We start from the raw sequence: 21,073 nt of genomic DNA on the forward strand, positions 1-21,073 counted from the left end.
TCAAAATATTTTTCGAAAATCACGAATTATCTTAACCCGTTTATCTTAAACAGCTTAGGATAAACATCCGGCATTCGTAATTCGGCATTCGTCATTTTCTCACTTCCGCCGCCTCGAGCGCCAGCGTTGCATTCCCAATAATCCCCGCCTCATTCCCCAGCGCCGCCGGGACGACCCGCAAGTTCTGGTTGAACAACGGCAGCGTTCGCTCCCGGATCGTCCGCTGGATCGGGCCGAACAACAAGTCGCCGGCCTTCGCCACTCCGCCGCCGATCACGATTGCGTCCGGGTTCAGCAGCCAGATCATGTTCACCAGCGCGCAACCCAGCTCCAGCCCCACGTTCTCCCACATCTGCTTCGCTACCGGGTCGCCATTCCGCGCCGCTTTCTCCAGATCGTAAGGCGTGCACTCCTCCACCGGCACATTGCGCCCCGCCACCTTGTAAAGCTGCGACGCTCGCGCCGCGATCCGGTGATTCCCCACAAACATCTCCAGGTCTCCCGGATTCTTATAAAGTCCCGGCGTCCCCCGGTAGTCGATGCTCGCATGCCCGAGCTCGCCGGCCGCCAATTGCGCCCCGCGATACAAACGCCCATCCAGGACCAGCGCCCCGCCCACGCCCGTGCCGAGCGTGATGCACAGCACGAACCGGCACCCCTTCGCCGCGCCATATTTGAATTCGCCGTAAGCCATCGCCTTCGCATCGTTTTCGATGATCGTCGGCAACCCCGTCCGTTCCTGCAGGATCCGCCGCAGCGGCACCTCATCCCAGCCGGGCACATTCGTCAACTCATGCACGATCCCATTGAGACTATCGATGAACCCCGGCAACCCCACGCCCAGCGCCGCCACCTCCGGATGCGTGATCCGCAGGGCGGCGATCACCCCGAGGATCTCCTCGATGAGCGCCGGCGCGCCATGATGTTCGGTCGTCTCGATGACGTCCCCGTGTTGAATGAGCCGGCCATCCTCCACCACGGCCGATTTGATCGTCGTCCCCCCGAAGTCGATGCCGATGGCTTTGCGTTTTGTATCCATGGAAAGGGTCGGACGCAGACTGCGGGCCAGACCGGGCGAGGTCAATCCCCGGCGGCCTGCGAACTCGAGATAACGCCTCCTCTGACGCTTGCGTTTTGGAGTGCGCGCGCTGCTCCTCTGCGTTACCCACATCTTTGTGCGATGTTTGGGTGCCGATAGCGGATGACGCCACTGGGAGCGGCGACTTCCTAGTCGCTGACCGAAAAACCGGTGCGCGCAGCGCCTCTCTTTTTGGGCATCGCTCCGCGACGCAGGGTCTTTTCTAGGAAGTCGCCCCTAAGCCGTGCCTTGCGATCTTGCGATTTTTCAAAAAGCGCAAACTGCTGGGGAAAGGTAGGATACGTAAAATGATGAATTATATTCTTCTTAACAAGGACGGTATGAATCATTTTAATCGCGGCGGCTCGTTCCCCGGCGGGCCGCCCCTTACCACCATCCCCTATTTGGAAAAATGACTCACACCACCCGTTCCGGGCGGTGCGCGTGGCTTTTTGCCGCCGCATTTGCCTGCCTCGGCGCGACCCTGCATGCCCAGGCTCCCGGCGCCCCTTCGAAGATTGATTCCGGCGACAACGCCTGGATGCTGACCAGCGCCGCCTTGGTCCTGATGATGACCGGCCCCGGCCTGGCCCTCTTCTACGGCGGGCTCGTCCGCACGAAGAACGTGCTGGCGACGATGATGCAGAGCTTTTTCCTCATCTCGATGATCAGCCTGCTGTGGTTCCTCTTCGGTTACGGCGCGGCCTTCGGCAAGGGGAACGCCTTTATTGGGAATCCGCTTTCCCATCTCTTCCTGCATGGCGTGGGAGCGGCGCCGGATCCGGATTACGCGCCGACCATCCCGGCGCAGACCTTCATGGTTTACCAGATGATGTTCGCCATCATCACCCCGGGGCTGATCACTGGCGCCTTTGCCGAACGCATGCGGTTCAGCGCTTATGTGGCATTCACCGCGCTGTGGACGATCGTCGTTTACTTTCCGCTGGCGCACATGGTGTGGGGCAAGGGTGGCTTTTTCAATTGGGAACTCGGTGGGCACATTCCCGTACTCGACTTCGCCGGCGGCACGGTGGTGCACATCAGCTCCGGTGTTTCCGCGCTCGTCTGCGCCATCGTCCTCGGGCCGCGGCGCGGCTTTCCGCGTGAGCCCATGCTGCCGCACAATGTGGTGCTGAGCTTGATCGGTACCGGTCTGCTCTGGGTCGGCTGGTTTGGCTTTAATGCGGGCAGCGCGCTGGCTTCGGGTGCGCTGGCGACCAGCGCCTTTGCCGCCACACATTTCGCCGGCGCGGCCGGTGGCTTCGCCTGGTCGGTCGGGGAATGGATTCACAAGGGCAAGCCGAGCGTGCTGGGCACGGCTTCGGGCATGGTCGCGGGTCTCGCAACGATTACGCCGGCTTCCGGTTTCGTCACTGTTCCCAGCGCGGTGCTCATCGGCCTCGCGGGCGGTTTCGTCTGCTATCTGTGCGTGACGCACGTGAAAACCATGTTCGGTTACGATGACTCGCTTGATGTCTTCGGCGTGCACTGCTGCGGGAGCATTGTCGGCATGCTGCTCCTCGGCTTCCTGGCCAGCGCGGAAGCGAATCCGGCCATCGCCAATACGTTTAAGAGAGGCGACGCAGTCGTTTCGCTCGTCGGTGGGCCGGGGCAGTTCGTCAACCAGCTCATCGCCGTGGCAGTCACGGCGGTGGCGGCGGGGCTCATCACTTTCGTTCTCCTCAAGATCATCAATGCCGTCATCGGCCTGCGGGTCGATCCGGAATCCGAACATGCCGGCCTCGACGTGAGCGAGCACGGCGAAAACGCTTACAACCAATAAGTCACCTCTGACCTGCGATGAAAAAAATCGAAGCCATCATCAAACCGTTCAAACTCGAAGAAGTGAAATCCGCGCTCCAGGAAGTGGGCGTGGAAGGCATGACCGTGACCGAAGGCAAAGGGTTCGGCCGGCAGAAAGGCCATACCGAGATTTATCGCGGCAGCGAATACACCATCGACTTCCTGCCCAAGCTGAAGCTCGAAGTCATCCTGCCCGATGACATGATCGACACGGCCGTGCAGGCAATCATTCGCTCTGCGCAAACCGGCAAGATTGGCGATGGAAAGATTTTCATCCTGCCGATCGAGGATGCGATTCGCATCCGGACGGAAGAGCACGGCGACGGTGCGGTGTAAGCGCCTTGCAGGCGCCCCACTCCGCCGGGGCGTGGTGATTGAGGGATGTAGAGTGCCCGCGAATTACGCGAATGACACGAATGGAGTGTTTTTCATTCGCGTCATCTGTGTGATTCGCGGGCCAAATAATCTCGCTGCCGCTTTATTTCACAGTCTCTGAGAGGGACGACTTCCGAGTCGCCCGGCACTGTGGAGCGGTGCCCGATAGCGAGGGCGCTTCGCGCCAGGGTTTTGGGTCGGCGACTTGGAAATCGCCGCTTCCAGTGGGCGTGCCAAGCGCAACATCTTGCCCGTCGCACCCCCGAGTCGCTACAACGACATCATCTTGAAAAAAGTCACCATCCATACCGACGGCGCGTGCGAAGGGAACCCCGGCCCTGGTGGCTGGGCGGCCATCCTCGAGTATGGCGCTGTGCGCAAAGAGATCAGCGGCGGTGTCATCGCCACGACGAATAACCGGATGGAACTCACCGCCGCGCTGGAGGCTCTCAACCGGTTGAAAGAGCGTTGCGCGGTCGACCTCTTCACCGACTCTGAATACCTGCGCAACGGGATCACCAAATGGATTTTTGGCTGGAAAGCGAAGGGTTGGAAAAAGGGCACGATCAAAAACATCGACCTCTGGCAGGCCCTCGATGCCGCGGCGTCGAGGCACAAAGTGGAATGGCATTGGGTGCGCGGCCACGCGGGCCATCCGCTCAATGAACGCTGCGATGTGCTTGCGGTGCAGGAGACGCAGAAGTTCCGCCAATCCCACACCAACGCGGAACGCAAAGCCGCGCGGGCGGCTTTCCTCGCCGAGCGCGTCGGAGTTCCCGAGCAGCCGGAGCTTTCGTCTTCGTTGCTGAAGTGAAAGCCTGACTTCCGTCACGAAGGGGATGGGCAACGAGGCTGCGCTGCTGGAGTTGGGGGCGTGAAAACCCGTAGGATTCTCTGAGTATCCCGGACATGCCGATGTTCCCGGTTGCCCAAGTCCCGGAAATACGGGAGGTTCCTGACGGTCCTCCAACCTTCCCCCGCTTCATGAGTCTCGAGAACAAACCGGCCAACAGCGAATCCCCCGAGGTGCCATCCAATGACCAACTCCGGCTGGAACTGGTGCTGGCCGCGACCCGCATGGGCGCCTGGAACTTTGAGATCGAGACGCGGAAGATGATTTGGGACCAGCAGATGCACGTCCTGTTTGGCCTGCGTCCCGATTCCTTCGGCGGACGGGACACGGATTTCTGCGCGCTGGTGCATCCGGGGGATCGCGATCGGGTCGCCGGCGAATTTGCGGCCAGCCTGCAGGGCCATGCGGAATTCGATACCGAGTTTCGCGTCGTCTGGCCGGTGGACAGCAGCGTGCACATTTTGCGTCTGCGCGCGCACGCCACCACCAATGGATCAGTGCACGTCCTGGGCATCGCGTGGGACGTGACCGAACGCCGGCGCGCGGAGGCCGATTTGGAACGGAAACGGAATCTGCTGGATGCCCTGATGGCCAACCTCCCGGACAAGATCTATTTCAAGGATACCGAAAGCCGGTTCATCTCGGTGAATAAAGCGAAGCTCGCGCAGCACGGGCTGACCCGGGAGAGCGAGATGATCGGGCGGACCGATCTCGATTTCTTTCCCGAGACGCGGGCGCGAGACGCGATGGCGGATGAGAAAAAGACGATCAGCACCGGCGTGCCGATCATCGACAAGGAGGAAAAAAACGTCTGGGCCGATGGCAGCGAGACATGGGTGTCCACGACCAAGATGCCCTTGCGCGATTCCGACGGGCGGATCATCGGCACCTTCGGGCTTTCGCGAGATATTACGCGGCGCAAGCGCACCGAGGACGAACTCGGCCTCATTGCGAATGAACTTCGCGCCCGCAATGCCATGCTCGAGGAGGATCTGAAAATGGCGCGCGAACTCCAGAGCGCCATGCTTCCGCAACAGTTTCCGTCCTTCACCAATGGCAACGCCGCGGGCCGGGGCTTGGTGCGCTTTCACCATTACTTCACGCCGTCCATGGTGGTGAGTGGCGACTTTTTCAATGTCTGCAAGATCTCCGAGAGCGAGGCGGGCATTTTTATTTGCGACGTGATGGGGCACGGCGTGCGGGCGGCGCTGGTGGCGGCGATGATGCACAGCCTGCTGGGCGAATCGCATGCGCGGCTCAGCGAACCGGCGGCGCTGCTCACGCACTTGAATCGCACGCTGTGCGATACCTTGAAGGGCGCGTTCACGCCCATCTATGCCACCGCGTTCTATGTCGTCGTCGACTTGCACAAAGGCGAATTGCGCTATGCCAATGCCGGGCATCCGTGCCCGCTATTGGTCTCCGGCGAGACCGATAGCAAACTGGAGCCGACCAAGCTGAACGGGATGAAACCCGGGCCGGTGCTCGGCCTGTTTGACAATGCGAGTTACACCGGCGGCCACCATCGTCTCGCCCCACGCGATGTGCTCCTACTCTTCACCGATGGCTTGTTCGAAGTAGAAGGGCCGGAGGGAGAGCTCTACGATTACCAGCAACTCCAGCGGGCAATCGGCCAGCGCAGTGCTCTCCCGACAGCGGAACTGTGCAGCGGGCTGATCAACGAGATCCAACAATTCTCCGCGCGGAAAGAGTTCGACGACGACGTTTGCCTGGTGGCGATGGAGATCGAGAATCTGCAGTTGGGAAGCTGTTGAGAACGAGAAACGTGGTTGTCGGTATCCTGGTGCTCTTCGCGCTCGCTGGCGGGAAGCTGCTGGGAGCGGAATCCGGCTCCGCGGAACTCGATGCTTTGTTTCGTCGAATCGTCCAGTCGAATTCGGCGGCAGCAAGTATTCCGGAGGCGTTTGTGGAGGCGCCGGAACTGTGGGACAGATCGGAGGATTTCAAGAAGCTCGAAGCCATCACCCAGAATCACTGGCGTGAAATGTTGGATCACCTCGGCACGATCGCTCCGGATCGGCTCACCCAGGTAATCTTCTTTCAGTCCGCTCATGGCTTGAGCCAATTGGAGGAGAAGCAAACGGCCGGCGTGTTGAGAGGCGCCCCTCGAAGCTAGGCCATCCGCTCGGCGTGAATTTTGACGTGGAGGTGGATGTGGTCGTTGACGACGTGAGGGCCGAGGAAGCGGAAGAGTTTGCCGGAGCCGTACTGGCTGCCGTAAGCGGTGCGGTCGAAGGTGAGCACGCCCTGGCCGGTGAGATGGCGGGCGTCATCCTTCGCGGCGATGAGGACGGGGAATGCCATGGGGTGACTGATGCCACGGAGGGTGAAGGTACCGCGCAATTGATAGTTCGGTGTGCCATCGGTCCAAGCGGGAATTTGCTCCGCCGTGTCGGCGATGAACTCGGCGGTGGGGTGATGTTCCGTATCGAAGAAATCGGTGGTGCGCAGGTGCGCCAGGAGCATGGCGTTCATGCTCCGGTCGGTGAGGTCTTCACAGGCGATGCTCGTCATATCGATGGTGAAACGAGCGCCGGTGAGTTCGCCTTGCCGGACGCGGATTTCGCCGAGGGCGAGTCGCACGGTGCCGCTGTGGTGATTGAAAAGATTGCGGCCGGTCCAGCGGATGACGCTCTCCGCGGGATCGACCCGGTAAGTGCCATGGGGAATGGGAGGCTCCGGCAGATGGCCGGTCCCTTCGAACGGCAGACCGGCGGCTTGCCATGCGGTGATTCCGCCACCGAAGGTTTCGACGTGAGTAAAACCGGCCGCGCGAAGTTTTTCCGCCGCGGCAATGGCGTCGAGCGAACCTTCGCCGGCGCCGTAGACGACGAGTGGTGCGGCGGGGTCCAGAGCGAGCGCGTGGACCTTGTCGAGGAAAGCGGTTTCGTAGACGCAGGCGTTCAGGGAGTGGGGAATATGTACCGCGGCGAAGACCTCGGGCGGCAACACGTGGAGCAACGCGGGCGGTTGAGGGGTCTGAATTCGGGTCTGGAGTTCGAGGGCCGTCATGCGAAGCGCAGAGTCAGAGGCAGAAAGCAAATCGTGCCGGGGCAAACGTTGGGACGGAACTATATTCCATTCTTTTCCATCCTTTCCCGATTGAGCGCGAAGTAGGGTTTCGGCTATTTATTTAGGTTCCGATGAAGCATCTCGTTTTAGTTTCGGTGATTTTCTTTCTCGGTCTCTTGAATTTCGCACAACCCGAGGAATCTCGAGGTCCGACGATTACCGATTTGCTGAAACGCCTCGTCGAGTCCGATGTGCATCGCATTTATGGATGGGAGAGGATCCAGGGGCGAAATGCCGGGCTCCCGAGGATGGCCGACATGGCCTCCTTCTCCGGCGAGGAGAATCATGTCGCCCTCATCCAGATGGTGGAGGAACAAACGGACTACCGGTGTATCGTCAGCAGGGATTATTTTTTGGTCCTTCCGAAAGAAGAGGAACTACCCGCCGGTGGTGGGTAGGCGACGCGCAAAGTTCGATATCCCGCGGCCACTGACGTCCGGCACTTTGAGTATTTGAGTGAAATCAAAGCGGAGAGAAAAGAGGACCAGCCGCTTGGGATCTGCGGCGCATTGTGCTACGAAAATAATCAAGCGCTGGGATCCATCTCCATGGATGCGGGTTCGAATGAACTATCGACGGTGCTTAACACGGTCGCCGGAAAATTGAACGCACGGTGTTGGATTCTCTCCGATGTCGTTGAATACGATTCGAAGACGAGGAAGCCGCTGTTGCCCCGGAAACTGTTTTTTGGGTCGGCCATTTTCTACAGAACGTCGGCGGCGATTCCGTTCAACTACTGATGCGAGATTAACTCGCTGCAGGATATCTGCCTCGCTTGCGTTGGGCAGGGACGCGAATTTTCGATTCGAAATGAATGGCGTAACATGCTGGTGGTAAGACGCTTGGATCTCCAATCCGGGATTGGAAACGGGCGGGACTCAGAGGGAAGATAATGGCTCAAGACGTCGCCGATTTGCGTCCTTTGGGTGAAAATCATCGGAAAAGACTGGTAAATGTTTTTATGCCACCTTAATGATGCACACCTTTATGCACATTCGTCCTTCTGTAACCCCGCCGCTCGATCCCGGTTTCATTCCGGCGGAGTTATGGAATCGCGCGTATCTCGCCCAATGTGAAAAGGATCCGGCGTCACGGGCGCTGGCCATTGCGCTGGAGCGGACCGATGGGACGATTTCGCGCTTCGATACCCGCGTGCTGCCGCACACCGGAACGAACGTGGCCCTGAATCAGCAATACGTGGAGCGGCTGGTGAAGTTCCTGCTCTGGGCCCGTGGAGGGTATCGAGTGATGATCGGGGGCGATGCGGCGATCGGTGAGATGATTCGGGAGATTTATTCGGCGGCGGGCGAGCGGAAGTTCGATCACGAATTCATGGGCGCACGGATTTATGGGCGGCCGATGGTGGTAGACGTGATGGAGTTCGACGCGGTGCCGGTGGCGCATGAGGCGTCGATGCCGCTGGGGCGGCATCTGGAAGGCTGCCGAATCGGGTTCGATCTTGGCGGATCGGATCGCAAATGCGCGGCGGTGATCGACGGACGCGTGGTCTTTTCCGAGGAGATCACCTGGGATCCGTATTTCGAGAGCGATCCGCAGTATCATTACGACGGGATCAATGACACGCTGCGGCGGGCGGCGGCACATTTGCCACGTGTGGACGCGATCGGCGGCAGTGCGGCGGGCGTGTATGTGAATAATGAAGTGCGCGTGGCTTCGCTTTTCCGCGGGGTGAAGCCGGTGGATTTCGATCGGCGCATCCGGCGGATTTTCTTTGAACTGCAGAAGGCGTGGGACGGCGTGCCTTTCGAGGTGGTGAACGACGGCGAAGTGACGGCGCTGGCTGGTTCGATGAGCATAGGCGAGAACGCGGTGCTCGGTGTCTCCATGGGGACGAGCGTGGCCGGCGGGTATGTGAATGGCGATGGATCGATCACGCCCTGGCTGAATGAGCTGGCGTTTGTGCCGGTGGATTATCGGGAGAACGCGCCGGTGGACGAATGGAGCGGCGATCGTGGATGCGCGGTGCAGTATTTCTGTCAGCAAGGCGTGGCGCGGTTGGCGCCGCTGGCCGGGCTGAAGCTTCCGCCGGGGATGAAGTTTGCCGAGCAACTCGTGGAAGTGCAGCGGCTGATGGCGGCGGGTGATGAACGCGCGCGGCAGATTTATGAAACGATCGGTGTTTGCTTCGGCTACACGATCGCGCACTACGCAAACTTCTATGACATCCGCAACCTGCTGATTCTCGGGCGCGTGACCAGCGGCCAAGGCGGGACGGTGATCATCGAGAAGGCGGAGGAAGTGTTGCGCGTGGAGTTTCCGGAGCTGGCGGGGAAGATCCAATTGCGCACGCCGAATGAGCAGGACAAACGGCACGGACAAGCGGTGGCGGCGGCGAGTTTGCCGGCGTTGCCGGTGGGTGCGGGCAACGGGAATGGGCACCGGTGATGGGAAAAGGAACATCCAACATCCAACACCCAACGTTGCCCCCGCGGCGCCATGGGCGTCTCGCAAAGCCTCGGCTCAACATCCAATCGCGCAAGCGTGGTGGCGAGCGCTGCGTTCCTTTAGAAACTTGGGGGTGGAAAGGGAAGTTGTGGGAGCGGAATTTATTTTCCGGGGTTTATTTCGTGAGGGCTTACGGGCACCTTTCCTGACATGCAGCTTCGTAACCCTTCCGCAGACATTTTCATTCCCGATGGGAAAGCTCCGGCCGAGGCGTTGGAGCGCGTGACCCGATTGGGTGTCGGCGCGCATCAGGACGATCTCGAGTTCATGGCCTTCCATGGCATCCAGGCGTGCTATCATAGCGACGAGGAATGGTTTGGGGGCGTGACTTGCACGAACGGCTCGGGCAGTTCGCGCACGGGCGCGTATGCGAAATTTACCGATGAGCAGATGATGGCGGTGCGCCGACAGGAGCAGCGGCAGGCGGCGATCGTCGGGCGTTACGGGGCGATGATTCAGCTCGATTATCCGAGCAAGGTGGTGAAGGACCCGGCGGAAGCGCGCTTGAAGGATGACCTCAAGGACATTCTCGCGGCGACGCAGCCGCGAGTGGTTTACACGCACAATCCGGCGGACAAACACGACACGCATGTGGCCGTGGTGGTGCCGGTGATTCAGGCGATTCGCGAATTGCCGCGCGAGCAACGGCCGCAATTCGTCTACGGCTGCGAGGTGTGGCGCGATCTCGATTGGCTGCCGGATGCGGAGAAAGTGGTGCACGACGTGTGCGGCCACGAGAATCTCGCAGCGTCGCTCAATGGGCTGTTCGATTCGCAGATCGCCGGCGGCAAACGTTACGATCTCGCGGTGATCGGCCGCCGCCGGGCGAATGCGACGTTTTTTCGAAAGTCATGGCGTAGACCAGAGCGATGCGCTCACTTTCGCCATGGATCTCACACCGCTGGCGCATGATGAATCGCTCGACGTGGTGGCGTATGTTACCGGGTTCATCGACCAGTTTAAGGCCGATGTTACTGGCAAGCTTCGCAAACGCTTGGGATAACGAGCTATGGAAATCATCATTCAGCCGAATGCCGACGAAGCATCCATGATCGCCGCGCGCCACGTGGCGCGACTGGTGCGCGACAAACCCAATGCGGTGCTCGGTCTCGCCACGGGCAGCACCCCGCTCATGATGTATCGCGAACTCGTGCGCATGCACAAGGAGCAGGGCCTCGATTTCAGCGAAGTTACGACGTTCAACCTCGACGAATACGTGGGCCTGTCGCCGGATCACCCGGCGAGTTATCACGCGTTCATGTGGGATAACTTCTTCAGCCACATCAATGTAAAGCGCGAGCGCGTGCATGTTCCCGATGGGCAGTCGTCGCATGTGCCGGCGTTTTGCCGGAAGTACGAGGAGGCGATCGTCGCGGCGGGCGGGATCGATTTGCAGGTCCTCGGCATCGGCAGCGATGGGCACATTGGGTTCAATGAGCCGTCGTCGTCGCTCGCTTCACGCACGCGTATCAAGACGCTGACCGCGCAGACGCGGGAGGATAATGCCAAGGCATTTGGCAGTGCGGATCAGGTGCCGTTTCACGTCATCACCATGGGCGTCGGGACGATCATGGATACACGGCATGTCATCATCCTGGCCTTTGGCGAGAAGAAGGCCGAGGCGATAGCCGGGGCGGTCGAAGGGCCGATCACGGCGATGAACCCGGCGTCGATTTTGCAAATGCACCCGGTGGCGACGTGCATCATCGATGAAGGTGCGGCGACGAAGCTGAAGCGCACGGAGTATTACCGGTGGGTCTACGACCGCAAGCCGGACTGGCAGAAGCTCTAGAGCATTTTAAACAAAACTGTAGTCGCAATATCGCGCGGGCGGAGAACTCTGGGGAGCGCACTCGTCCGAGTGCTGGCGAAGGCGTCCTCGCCTTCGCGAACTTTTAAAACTTCCGCTCTTCTCTTGTGCTCAATCTCGGGAAGTTCGTTTCGGCGAGACGCCGAAACCAGCACCCGAGACGGGTGCACTCCCCGGACCTCCGCGGCCTGACCGTTCTCCCCCGACTACGCTTTTATTTAAAATGCTATAAGACGTCAGATGATAGGAGCAGCCAGACGGGCTGACTGCTATTTCCCCGGAGGAGAAACCGGAAATCAACAGGGGAAGATAGAGCCGATGGCTGGAAGTGTAGCGAATTCTCGCTATATGACCGGAACGGCGGACGGACTAAGATCGGGGTGACTAAAAACGCGGTTCCCTGCAGACGCCAGGAATCGCATCCCTCATTTCCCCCTTGCCTGCACGCCTAATAGTTTGCCGCACTAAAAGCGATCCGCACCAATGTCTCCGCGAGGCGCAGGGAGAAGACAGGAAGCTGGGCGCAGTCAATGGGGCAGCCAGGCATTCCCGGAGAGTGACGCGGGCGGGATGGCCAGCGTGCTTATGACACAAATTCCCTCTAAGGCGCTCTCTGAGAGCCGTCATCGTTTCACGCAAATTGCTACTAAGTTTTGTCGATTTCACTGATTCAGCCGCAATGAATTTTTCTTCCCTCAGAGTCGTTTTGGATCATTGGCGACTTTCATTCTGCCAATGGCGCCGGCCAGCATTGGCCGGCCTCCTCATGGTCGCCGCTCTGGCATTCTCGAGCCAGCGGGCGGACGCGGGCACTTGGACGCCGTTGACGAACTCGCCGCCCTCTGGTCCGAACCTCATGTCGCTGCTCTCCGATGGGAGTGTGTTGGTGCAGGGTGGAGGGACTAGTTGGTACCGGCTGAAGCCGGATATCCACGGCAGCTACGTCAATGGCACGTGGACCACACTGGGTTCGATGCACGACACGCGGCAGTACTACTCGCAACAGGTCTTGAAAGATGGCCGTGTCTTTGTGGCGGGTGGAGAATACGGCACGGGCGGGCATAACGCGGAGGTCTTCGATCCTTTGACCAACTCCTGGACGATTACGCCGTCATCGGGGCAGGATTTCATCGACTCCATTTCCGAAATTTTGGGGGACGGACGGGTCATGGTGGGGCCGGTGGGAGGGCCCGCTTCGACCGTCATTTACGATCCCGTGGCCAATACCTGGGCGACGGGCCCGGCCACCCTGCATGGCCAGGATGAGGTGCCGTGGTTGAAGCTGCCGGACGGCAGCATCCTTTGCGTGGATGGCAGCAGCCAGTCGGAGCGCTACATTCCCTCGCTCAACCAATGGGTTGCCGACACGAATACGCCAGTGGTGCTTTACAGCGGCGGCGAGACGGGCAGTGGTCACATGCTCGCGAACGGCAAGGCGCTTTTCCGCGGCTATACGCACACGGCGATCTACACGCCGAGCGGCACCAGTTCGCCCGGCTCCTGGGTCGCGGGTCCGGACGTTCCTGGCGGGCTTAATTGCGGGGACTCGCCCGGTGCCGTCATGGTGAACGGCAACGTGCTCTTCGTCGGGGGACCCGGTTACCTCACGGGGCCGACGAGCTTTTTCGAATACGACGCCACGGCCAATACCATTAGCCAGGTCAACGGCCCGACAGGGACGACTTACAATGGCGTGCCCTATGGCTTGAAGATGCTGGCTTTGCCCGACGGCAATGTCCTCGTGAACGTCGGCGGCGCGCTCTATGAATATGTGCCCGCGGGATCGCCCACCAGCGCGTTTCAGCCGGCGATCACGAGCATCACGCACAATGCGGACGGCACGTACCAGCTCGCCGGCACGAACCTGAATGGTTTCTCCGAAGGCGCTGCCTATGGCGACGATTTCCAGATGGCTACGAATCGTCCGATCGTTCGTTTTGCCGACAGTTCGGGAAACATTTACTACGCGCGGACCGGGAACTGGAGCAGCACCGGTGTGCAAACGGGCGCCACGGCGGTGACCACGGGTTTCACGCTGCCCCTGAACCTGCCGGCGGGCACCTACAATGTCGCCGTCGTTGCCAATGGCATCGCTTCTTCCACGGTGACGCTGACGACACCCTACGTCGCGGGTGATGCCGCTCCCACGGTGGCCACGCCCGCGGCCGCTTCGCCCGGCACCGTCACGGGCCTGACCACGAATCTATCGGTGCTTGGTGCTGACACCGACGGCGGCGGCGAATCCAACATTGTCTACACGTGGGTCATCGCCTCTGCGCCCACGGGCGTCTCCACGCCCTCGTTCTCCATCAATGGAACGAATGCTGCCAAGAACACCGCGGCGACCTTTCACCACGGCGGCGCTTACACCTTTACCGTCACGATGACGGATTCCTCGGGACTCTCGGTCACGAGCAGTGTGAACGTCACCGTAAATCAAGCGCTGACCAGCGCCACGGTCTCGCCAGCCACGGCCAGCCTGACCTCGGGCCAGACCCAGCAGTTGAGCGCCACGGGTCTCGACCAATTTGGAGTTGCGATGGCGGTGCAGCCCACCTTCACCTGGGCCGTTACCGCAGGCGGCGGGACAGTTGGCGCGAGTGGGCTTTACACTTCGCCCGGCGCCGGCACGCTGGCGACGGTGACCGCGACCACGGGCGCGGTGCAAGTTTCCGCCACGGTCGCTGTGGTCTCCTCGCCGTGGGTGTCCGCGGAGATTGGCTCACCCGCGCTCGGCGGCTCCGCTTATGACAGCAGCGGCACCTTCACCGTCAATGGCGAAGGCAGCGACATCTGGGGCACGGCGGATGAATTTCACTACGTTTATCGCACGCTGAACGGCGATGGCGTCATCATCGCGCGGGTGGCCACGCAGCAGAATACCAATGCCTGGGCCAAGGCGGGCGTGATGATCCGGGAAAGCACAGACGCGGGAGCAATCAACGCCTTCATGGCGATCACCCCGGGCAACGGCACCACCTTCCAATCTCGCACGGCAACTGGCGGCAGTAGCACCAGCAACAACACCAGCGGCCGGGCCGCCCCTTACTGGGTGAAGCTCGTGCGCAGCGGCAGTACGATTACCGGTTATTCTTCTTCCAACGGCACGACGTGGAATCAGCAAAGCTCGGCCACGGTGAGCATGACTTCGCCGACGGTGCTCATCGGACTGGCCGTGTGCAGCCACGATACCAGCGCCCTTTGCACCGCAACCTTCGACAATATTTCCGTCATGGTCGCGCAGAATGATTCGCTCGCCGTCAATCCCGGTGGGGCGGGCACCGTGAACGTCCTCGCCAACGATACCGGCCCGAGCGGCGCGACTCTGACCGTTACGAATTTCACGCAGGGAGCCAAGGGGACGGTAACTAACAGTGGCGCCGGCAATCTCACCTACACGGCTGCGAGTACGGCAATCGGATCCGATAGCTTCAGCTACACGGTGAGCGACGGTCTTGGAGACATCGCCACCGCCACGGTGAACGTGTTCATCAACGGACTTCGGGCTTATTACAAGTTCGAAGAGGGAAGTGGGACCACCAGTGCCGACGCCACCGGCGACGGCTATACCTGCACTTTGCACGGGGCCACATGGGCGACCGGTGTCGAAGGAACCAATGGTCTGGCCTTTGCCGGTACGAGCAGCAGCTACGCGACGATCCCGGCGCTGAATTTCAATACGAACACCATGACCGTCACTGGCTGGGTGCTGCGCAACGGCTCGCAGAGCTCGTGGACCGGTCTCGTTTTCTGCCGCGCGGGCACGACTGCCTGCGGCCTGCACTTCGGCACCGCCAATGAGTTGCGTTACACGTGGAATAACTCCAGCTCGACCTACAACTGGAACTCCGGCCTCACGGTACCGAATGCGCAGTGGACATTCGTCGCGCTGGTCATCACCCCGACCAACGCGAGCATCTACATGCAACCGCTGGGCGGCGGCATGATTTCCGCGACCAACAATGTGGCCAATAGCTCCGCCGCTTTCGACGGCAGTACGACGTTTGGACAGGATCCCAATGGGCAAACTCGATATTTCAATGGCTCGCTCGACGAGGTGCGCATTTACAATACCTCGCTCGACGCCTCGGCCATTGCCGGCCTGGCGGTTGCCACACCGACCGTCGCCACCGCCGCTGCTGCGAATCCCAGCCCGACGACTACCTTCAACACGACCCTCTCCGCTCTGGGCACGAGTAACATTTATCCCGAATCCGGTCTCACTTACACTTGGTCGGCGACCGGCATCCCCGCCGGAGCAACCCTCCCCAGCATCGCAGGTAATGGGAGCAACACTGCTAAAAGCGCGAGTGTCACGCTTTACCAGAGTGGGAGTTATACCTTCCAGGTTACGATCACCGATGCCGCCGGTGGTTCGGTAAGCAACAGTGTCACCCTGACTGCCAATCTCGCGCCCTACGACAACTGGCGGGGGCAGCAATTCGGTGTCAACGCCACCAATGACGCCATCTCCGGCCTCTCGGCCGATCCCGACGGCGACGGCCTGAGCAATCTTCTCGAATACGCCCTTGGGACAAGTCCGGGCATATCAAATAAGAATACGATTGTTACCGATCAGGAGAATATCTCCGGGCAGAAATACCTCCGGCTGACCATTGCGCGGAACCCGAATGCGACCGATGTGCAATTCATCGTCGAGGCCACGAGCACTCTTGGCAATGGCGCCAGTTGGAGCAGCAGCGGGCTCATCACCGAGGTGAATACGGCCACCCAGCTCATCGTGCGCGACAATGTGCCCGTTTCTGGCGGCAGTCAGCGGTACCTGCGTCTGCGGTTGGTGAAACCTTGAAGGTTCATGCCAACATGGTTTGCCGTCCGGCTTAGAACTCGCTCAGGAATTCAAGCGCCCGATGATCCTCAATCCATCCAGGGTCAGGTCGGGGACGACGCGCTTCATTTCCGGGAGGCCGGCGGCGATGAGTTCGGCGTAGCCGCCGGTGGCCACGACGGGCAGTTTCTTCGTGCCGAGTTCCTTGCCGATCTGCTGGAGAATTTCGCGGATGAGGCCGCGGTAGCCGTAAACCGCGCCGGCGAGCATGGCGTGCTTGGTCGATTTGCCGATGGCGCTGGGCGGCTCGAGCAGGGTGATCTTCGGCAGCAGCGCGGTGCGTTGATGGAGATAGTCGGTCATTGCCTCGAGACCTGGCGCGATGACGCCGCCGACGTAATTACCCTCGGCGGAGACGATGTCGAAGGTGACGGCAGTGCCGAAGTCGACGACCACGATGGGCGCGCCGAAGGCGGCGAAGGCACCCGCGGCATTGGCCAGGCGGTCGCCGCCAATGGTCTTGGGCTGCGGGTAGTCGATTCCCACGCCGAGCTTGGTCTTCGGACCGACGCGGATGACCGGGGCGGGGGAGAGGAAATCGGCGATTACTTCGCCCTTGGCCGGGACCACGCTGGAGAGCACCGTGGCATTCCAGCGCCAGCCGAAGAGGGCGTTCTTCAGCCCGCTGGCATCGAGTTCCGCGGTGCGCAGCTTGCGGGCGGGGCCGACCTTGTCGCGCGTGGACAGGGCGAATTTTGTGAACGAATTGCTGTTGTCGATGAGCAGGAAATCAGCGGTAGTAGTGCTCATGAAGGGGAAGAGGGCGGGGCAAGAGAAACGAGAGTCGCCGAAGAGGTCAAAGGTATTTCGCGAAAAAGGATACTCTTTTATCGCCTCCGAAACGCCCGTTTTCATGCTTGCAGGCGCATATAGGGGGCTTTGGAGGCCTCACCATCCACCTTGGGAAATCGCCCTTATGGATGGGAACGTATTGATGGTTATTGTGTTACAAAACTGGCGCGATTTCGCTTTCCGCCAAGCCGGAACCCGGCGAGACTTCGGCCTCACTCTTAACTCCTATGAAAGCTCTCCTCACCGCGCTCGCCGCTTCGGCCATTTTTATCGCCACCGCCTCGGCGGATTGGGTCATCGAATCGAAGATCGAAAGCCCGCAGCTCAATTCCGCCACGACGACGAAGGTAAAAGGGGACAAGCTGCGCGTGGACATCCCGAGCGGCCCGGTCGGCGCGATGAGCTCGATCGTCGATACGAAGACCGGCGACGCGATCCAGCTTGTGCATTCGCAAAAGATGGCCGTGAAGACCGGCTCCGAGCAGCTCAAGGCGGCCATGGAAGCGGCCAAGCAGAAGGCGGGCATCAAAGGTGCCTCTTCGGCGGAGTTGAAGCCGACCGGCCAGTCCGAGAAGGTGGGCGACTATGATTGCGACGTCTACACGTGGAGTGATGGCAGCACGACCTCGAAGCTCTGGGTGGCGAAGAATCATCCGCAGGCCGCGGCCTTGAAGGCCTTTGAAAAGCAGATGAAGAGCGGCATCCTGGGCGGGATGCAGGTCGGGCCGGACACCAGCACGTTGCCGGGGCCGACGATCAAGACCGAGACCACGACGCAGGGCATGACCGTGACCAACACGATTACCTCGATCAAGGAACAGGACGTCGACGCGAAGGAATTCGAAGTGCCGGCGGACTACCAGACCATGCAGTTGCCGGCCGCTCCTCCTTCAGGGAAGTAACCGGCTTTTCAGGGGAGTCGGCACTGAGTGACTCCCTTTCAAAAACAAGAGTCTTTTCCGGGCTCGGCGCCTTTCGGGCGCCGAGCCCGCTTGGTCTTCAGTTGGCCCCCCAACCGGTTTCGTCAAATAAGGTCCGGACCCCCGCACTTGCCGCTTTTCAACCCCACAGGCAGGTGCATAGTCTCGCCCCCCTCATGTCGCAGGAATACAAAGTGAAACTCGAGGTCTTCGAAGGCCCGCTCGATCTGTTGCTCTATCTCATCAAGAAGGATGAGGTGGACATCTACGATATATCGTTGGAGCGGATCACGGCGCAGTACCTGGAGTTCATGGATGCGTTCAAGGTGCTGGACCTGGAGTTGGCGGGTGAGTTTGTGGTCATGGCGGCGAATCTCATTTACCTGAAGAGCCGCGCCTTGCTGCCAGCCAGCGTGCAGCCGCCCGATGAAGAGGCCGAGGAAGAAGACCCGCGCTGGGATCTGATCCGGCAGCTCATCGAGTACAAGAAATTCAAGGACGCGGCGGCACAGCTTTCGCAGCGCGAACTGGAGCAGAGCAATCTCTTCGCCCGCCTGCCGGATTCGCCCGAGGCCGCGCAGCCGGAGCGTCCGCTGGGCGACGTGAGCGTCTTCGACCTCATCAACGCTTTCAACAACATCCTCAAGCGCATCGCCACGAAGAGCGAGGACTTGAGGGAGATCTTCGAGGAGAACTTCACCGTTTCGGATAAGATCGACCTGATCATGAAGCTGACTTCCAGCGGGGTGCCGCTGAAGTTCACCGAGCTGTTCGCGGATGCGGCATCGCGGGCCGAGATCGTGATCACTTTCCTCGCGCTGCTGGAACTCGTGCGGCTCAAGCAACTCCGGTGCATCCAGCCGGAAGTCTTCGGTGAAATCGAATTGCGACGTGTCTGATTCCGGGAAAGCTTTTTAGCCATCATGACGCTCAAAACAGTCATAGAAGCGCTCGTTTTCGCTTCGCCGAAGCCTCTCCTCACGAAGGAGATCGTGGCGGCGTTGAAGGCGGCGGGCGAGGGGACGGAGAACGAGAACGCCCTGGAGTTTGCCAAGGTGAAGGAGGCTGACGTCCTCGCGGCGTTGGAAGAGTTACAGCTCGAACTCAGTACCACGGGGCGGGCCTTTCAGGTCGTCGAGCGGCGTGAATGGCTGGACGCTGGTCAGCGATCCTTCCTGCGCGCCGTGGGTCCGGCAGCTTTATCCCGAGGCGAAGCCGACGCGTCTTTCCGGTCCGCAGCTCGAAACGCTGGCCATCGTGGCCTATCGGCAGCCGGTGACTCGGGCAGATATCGAAGCGGTGCGCGGCGTGGCCGTGGATGGCGTCATGCAGGTGTTGCTCGATCGCGGGTTGGTGAAGATCGCCGGCCGGGCGGAGGTGCCTGGGCGTCCGCTGCTCTATTCCACGACGGCCTATTTTCTCGATCACTTCGGACTCAAGACCACGGATGACCTGCCCAACGCGGGCGAACTGAAGCGCGTGGTATTGCCCAAGGCGGAGGTTCCGGAAGAAAAGGCCAAGCCGGCCGAAGGCGGTGAAAAACCTGCGGAGGCTGCGGAGCAGCCTGCCGAAGCCTCTGGGGAGATCCCGGCGGAAGCCGCAGCCGAGCCACCGGCGGAAGCTCCCGCGGAGCACGCGGTCGAAGCGTCTGCCGAACCCGAAGCCGCTGCAATCGAAGAGCCGGCGTCCGGCGCGGAAATTTCAGCGGAAACCGATTCGTCCGAGCTGCAACATGCCGAGCATGCCGAACCGGAGCCCGAGCATCCGGAACCCGCACCGACTGCCGAAACGCCTGTTGCGGAGCCGGAATCCCCGGCTGAACCTCCTGCCCACGAATGAAGCTCACCGATATTCGCCGCAAAATCGACGCCATCGATGATCAGCTCCTGAAGCTGCTCAACGAGCGAGCGGACCTTGTCCACGAAGTCGGCCTCGTGAAGCGCGCGGAAGGCTCGGAGATTTATGCGCCGGAACGCGAAGAAGCGGTGTTGCGCTCGCTGACGGAGAAAAATGCCCAGCTCCAGGGCCGGCTCCCGGAGAAATCGATCCGCGCGATCTATCGCGAGATCATGTCGGCTTCGCTCGCGCTGGAGAAGGACCTCACGATCGCCTATTTCGGTCCGGAATCCACAAACACCCATCAAGCGGCGCGCTCAAAGTTCGGGGCCAGCGTCAATTACACCCCCAAGACCACCATTTCCGATGTCTTCGACGTCGTCGCTCGCGGCAATGCCGACTACGGCGTGGTGCCGATTGAGAATTCCACCGAGGGCGCGGTAAATCACACCCTCGACGTTTTCATGGAGAGCGAGTTGCGCATCTGTGCGCAGGTCCTCATGAAGATCGAGAATCATCTCGTGGCGAATATCCCGCGCGAGAAGATCAAGCGCGTCTATTCTCACCCGCAGGTCTTCGGCCAGTGCCGGAACTGGTTGCGGCAGAATTTGCCTCACGTGGAATTGATCGAAGTTTCGAGCACGGCGCGCGCGGCGGAGCTCGCGGCCGGCGAGGCCGATGCGGCGGCGATCACTGGACCGATGGCCGCGGAAACTCACGGGCTGCAAATTCTGGCGCCGTCCATCCAGGACATCGCCACGAATACCACCCGCTTCCTGGTCATCGGCAAGACGCCGTCTCCACCCACGGGGGATGACCGCACTTCGCTCATGTTCTGCGTGCAGGACAAACCCGGCGCACTCTTCCATGCGCTCGAACCTTTCAATCGGCTCAAGATTTCGATGAGCAAAATCGAAAGCCGCCCCTCCAAGCGCAAGGCGTGGGAGTATTTCTTCTTCGTCGATATCGACGGCCACGCCAGTGAAGAAAAGGTGCAGCAGGCCCTGGAAGGGCTGTCCCAACATTGCACTTTTGTAAAAATTCTCGGCACCTACCCAAAGACTTTGCCGACCTAGGAGCAGAATCTATTAAGAGATTGTCGCGAAAGGGATGTAACGGATGTGCTTTCGCGGTGTCTCAAGACACAGCGAGTCCCCAGCATGCCCCCGCGATCATTCCTTCCCTTTAGATTAGTTCC

At 60.5% G+C, this 21,073-nt stretch carries 19 protein-coding genes; 15 read left to right on the forward strand and 4 right to left on the reverse strand.

Annotated elements, in window-relative coordinates:
- Nucleotides 1-91: 91 nt before the first annotated feature.
- Both CFE428DRAFT_RS24280 and CFE428DRAFT_RS37730 read right to left on the reverse strand, forming a co-directional pair.
- Nucleotides 92-1,039, reverse strand: coding sequence for an ROK family protein (locus CFE428DRAFT_RS24280; protein WP_042725701.1), 948 nt, complete (start codon nt 1,037-1,039; stop codon nt 92-94).
- 188 nt (nt 1,040-1,227) lie between these two features.
- A complete protein-coding gene (locus CFE428DRAFT_RS37730) occupies nt 1,228-1,428 on the reverse strand; it encodes a hypothetical protein (RefSeq protein ID WP_131989391.1) in 201 nt (66 codons plus the stop codon).
- Nucleotides 1,429-1,490: 62 nt separating this feature from the next.
- On the opposite strand from CFE428DRAFT_RS37730, the gene CFE428DRAFT_RS24285 reads away from it, so the two are divergent.
- The 5 genes from CFE428DRAFT_RS24285 (at nt 1,491) to CFE428DRAFT_RS24305 (ending at nt 6,246) form a co-directional block, all read left to right on the forward strand.
- Nucleotides 1,491-2,861 carry an ammonium transporter gene (locus CFE428DRAFT_RS24285; protein WP_006982323.1) on the forward strand — a complete coding sequence of 457 codons (1,371 nt, stop codon included), beginning with the start codon at nt 1,491-1,493 and terminating at the stop codon, nt 2,859-2,861.
- 17 nt (nt 2,862-2,878) lie between these two features.
- Nucleotides 2,879-3,217, forward strand: coding sequence for a P-II family nitrogen regulator (locus CFE428DRAFT_RS24290; RefSeq protein ID WP_006982324.1), 339 nt, complete (start codon nt 2,879-2,881; stop codon nt 3,215-3,217).
- A gap of 325 nt (nt 3,218-3,542) precedes the next feature.
- Nucleotides 3,543-4,070: a ribonuclease HI gene (gene rnhA, locus CFE428DRAFT_RS24295; protein ID WP_042725719.1), complete on the forward strand. Its 528-nt coding sequence runs from the start codon at nt 3,543-3,545 to the stop codon at nt 4,068-4,070.
- A 170-nt stretch (nt 4,071-4,240) separates the two neighbouring features.
- Nucleotides 4,241-5,884, forward strand: coding sequence for a PP2C family protein-serine/threonine phosphatase (locus CFE428DRAFT_RS24300; RefSeq protein WP_006982326.1), 1,644 nt, complete (start codon nt 4,241-4,243; stop codon nt 5,882-5,884).
- Nucleotides 5,881-6,246, forward strand: coding sequence for a hypothetical protein (locus tag CFE428DRAFT_RS24305; protein WP_131989392.1), 366 nt, complete (start codon nt 5,881-5,883; stop codon nt 6,244-6,246). Before CFE428DRAFT_RS24300 ends, CFE428DRAFT_RS24305 begins: the two co-directional genes overlap by 4 nt.
- Here CFE428DRAFT_RS24305 and CFE428DRAFT_RS24310 read toward each other — a convergent pair.
- Entirely contained in the window at nt 6,243-7,142 is a 900-nt protein-coding gene (locus CFE428DRAFT_RS24310) for a YceI family protein (protein WP_006982328.1), read from the reverse strand. The two genes, CFE428DRAFT_RS24305 and CFE428DRAFT_RS24310, sit on opposite strands and share 4 nt — an antisense overlap.
- Before the next feature lie 131 nt (nt 7,143-7,273).
- Between CFE428DRAFT_RS24310 and CFE428DRAFT_RS24315 the strand changes: the two genes are divergently transcribed.
- From CFE428DRAFT_RS24315 to CFE428DRAFT_RS24340, 6 genes are all read left to right on the forward strand, one after another.
- A complete protein-coding gene (locus CFE428DRAFT_RS24315; protein WP_006982329.1) occupies nt 7,274-7,600 on the forward strand; it encodes a hypothetical protein in 327 nt (108 codons plus the stop codon).
- A gap of 54 nt (nt 7,601-7,654) precedes the next feature.
- Nucleotides 7,655-7,942 (forward strand): hypothetical protein, encoded by a 288-nt coding sequence (locus CFE428DRAFT_RS24320; RefSeq protein ID WP_042725702.1) that lies wholly within the window; start codon nt 7,655-7,657, stop codon nt 7,940-7,942.
- Between the two features lie 232 nt (nt 7,943-8,174).
- Entirely contained in the window at nt 8,175-9,608 is a 1,434-nt protein-coding gene (locus tag CFE428DRAFT_RS24325; protein ID WP_006982331.1) for an ROK family protein, read from the forward strand.
- 210 nt (nt 9,609-9,818) lie between these two features.
- Nucleotides 9,819-10,580, forward strand: a complete 762-nt coding sequence (locus CFE428DRAFT_RS24330; protein ID WP_006982332.1) for a PIG-L deacetylase family protein — start codon at nt 9,819-9,821, stop codon at nt 10,578-10,580.
- Nucleotides 10,581-10,677: 97 nt separating this feature from the next.
- Nucleotides 10,678-11,460 (forward strand): glucosamine-6-phosphate deaminase, encoded by a 783-nt coding sequence (nagB, locus tag CFE428DRAFT_RS24335; RefSeq protein ID WP_006982334.1) that lies wholly within the window; start codon nt 10,678-10,680, stop codon nt 11,458-11,460.
- A gap of 769 nt (nt 11,461-12,229) precedes the next feature.
- Nucleotides 12,230-16,288, forward strand: coding sequence for a LamG-like jellyroll fold domain-containing protein (locus CFE428DRAFT_RS24340; RefSeq protein WP_042725703.1), 4,059 nt, complete (start codon nt 12,230-12,232; stop codon nt 16,286-16,288).
- 42 nt (nt 16,289-16,330) lie between these two features.
- Here CFE428DRAFT_RS24340 and CFE428DRAFT_RS24345 read toward each other — a convergent pair whose 3' ends face one another.
- Nucleotides 16,331-17,077, reverse strand: coding sequence for a type III pantothenate kinase (locus tag CFE428DRAFT_RS24345; RefSeq protein WP_042725720.1), 747 nt, complete (start codon nt 17,075-17,077; stop codon nt 16,331-16,333).
- A gap of 269 nt (nt 17,078-17,346) precedes the next feature.
- Between CFE428DRAFT_RS24345 and CFE428DRAFT_RS24350 the strand changes: the two genes are divergently transcribed.
- From CFE428DRAFT_RS24350 to pheA, 4 genes are all read left to right on the forward strand, one after another.
- On the forward strand, nt 17,347-18,021 hold the full coding sequence (locus CFE428DRAFT_RS24350; RefSeq protein WP_006982337.1) for a DUF4412 domain-containing protein: 675 nt from the start codon (nt 17,347-17,349) through the stop codon (nt 18,019-18,021).
- 194 nt (nt 18,022-18,215) lie between these two features.
- A complete protein-coding gene (locus CFE428DRAFT_RS24355; protein ID WP_006982338.1) occupies nt 18,216-18,938 on the forward strand; it encodes a segregation and condensation protein A in 723 nt (240 codons plus the stop codon).
- A gap of 244 nt (nt 18,939-19,182) precedes the next feature.
- On the forward strand, nt 19,183-19,878 hold the full coding sequence (gene scpB, locus CFE428DRAFT_RS40620) for an SMC-Scp complex subunit ScpB (RefSeq protein WP_006982339.1): 696 nt from the start codon (nt 19,183-19,185) through the stop codon (nt 19,876-19,878).
- Nucleotides 19,875-20,951, forward strand: coding sequence for a prephenate dehydratase (pheA, locus tag CFE428DRAFT_RS24365; RefSeq protein ID WP_006982340.1), 1,077 nt, complete (start codon nt 19,875-19,877; stop codon nt 20,949-20,951). Before scpB ends, pheA begins: the two co-directional genes overlap by 4 nt.
- The last annotated feature ends 122 nt before the right edge of the window (nt 20,952-21,073 follow it).

Source organism: Chthoniobacter flavus Ellin428 (assembly GCF_000173075.1).
GTDB lineage: Bacteria > Verrucomicrobiota > Verrucomicrobiia > Chthoniobacterales > Chthoniobacteraceae > Chthoniobacter > Chthoniobacter flavus.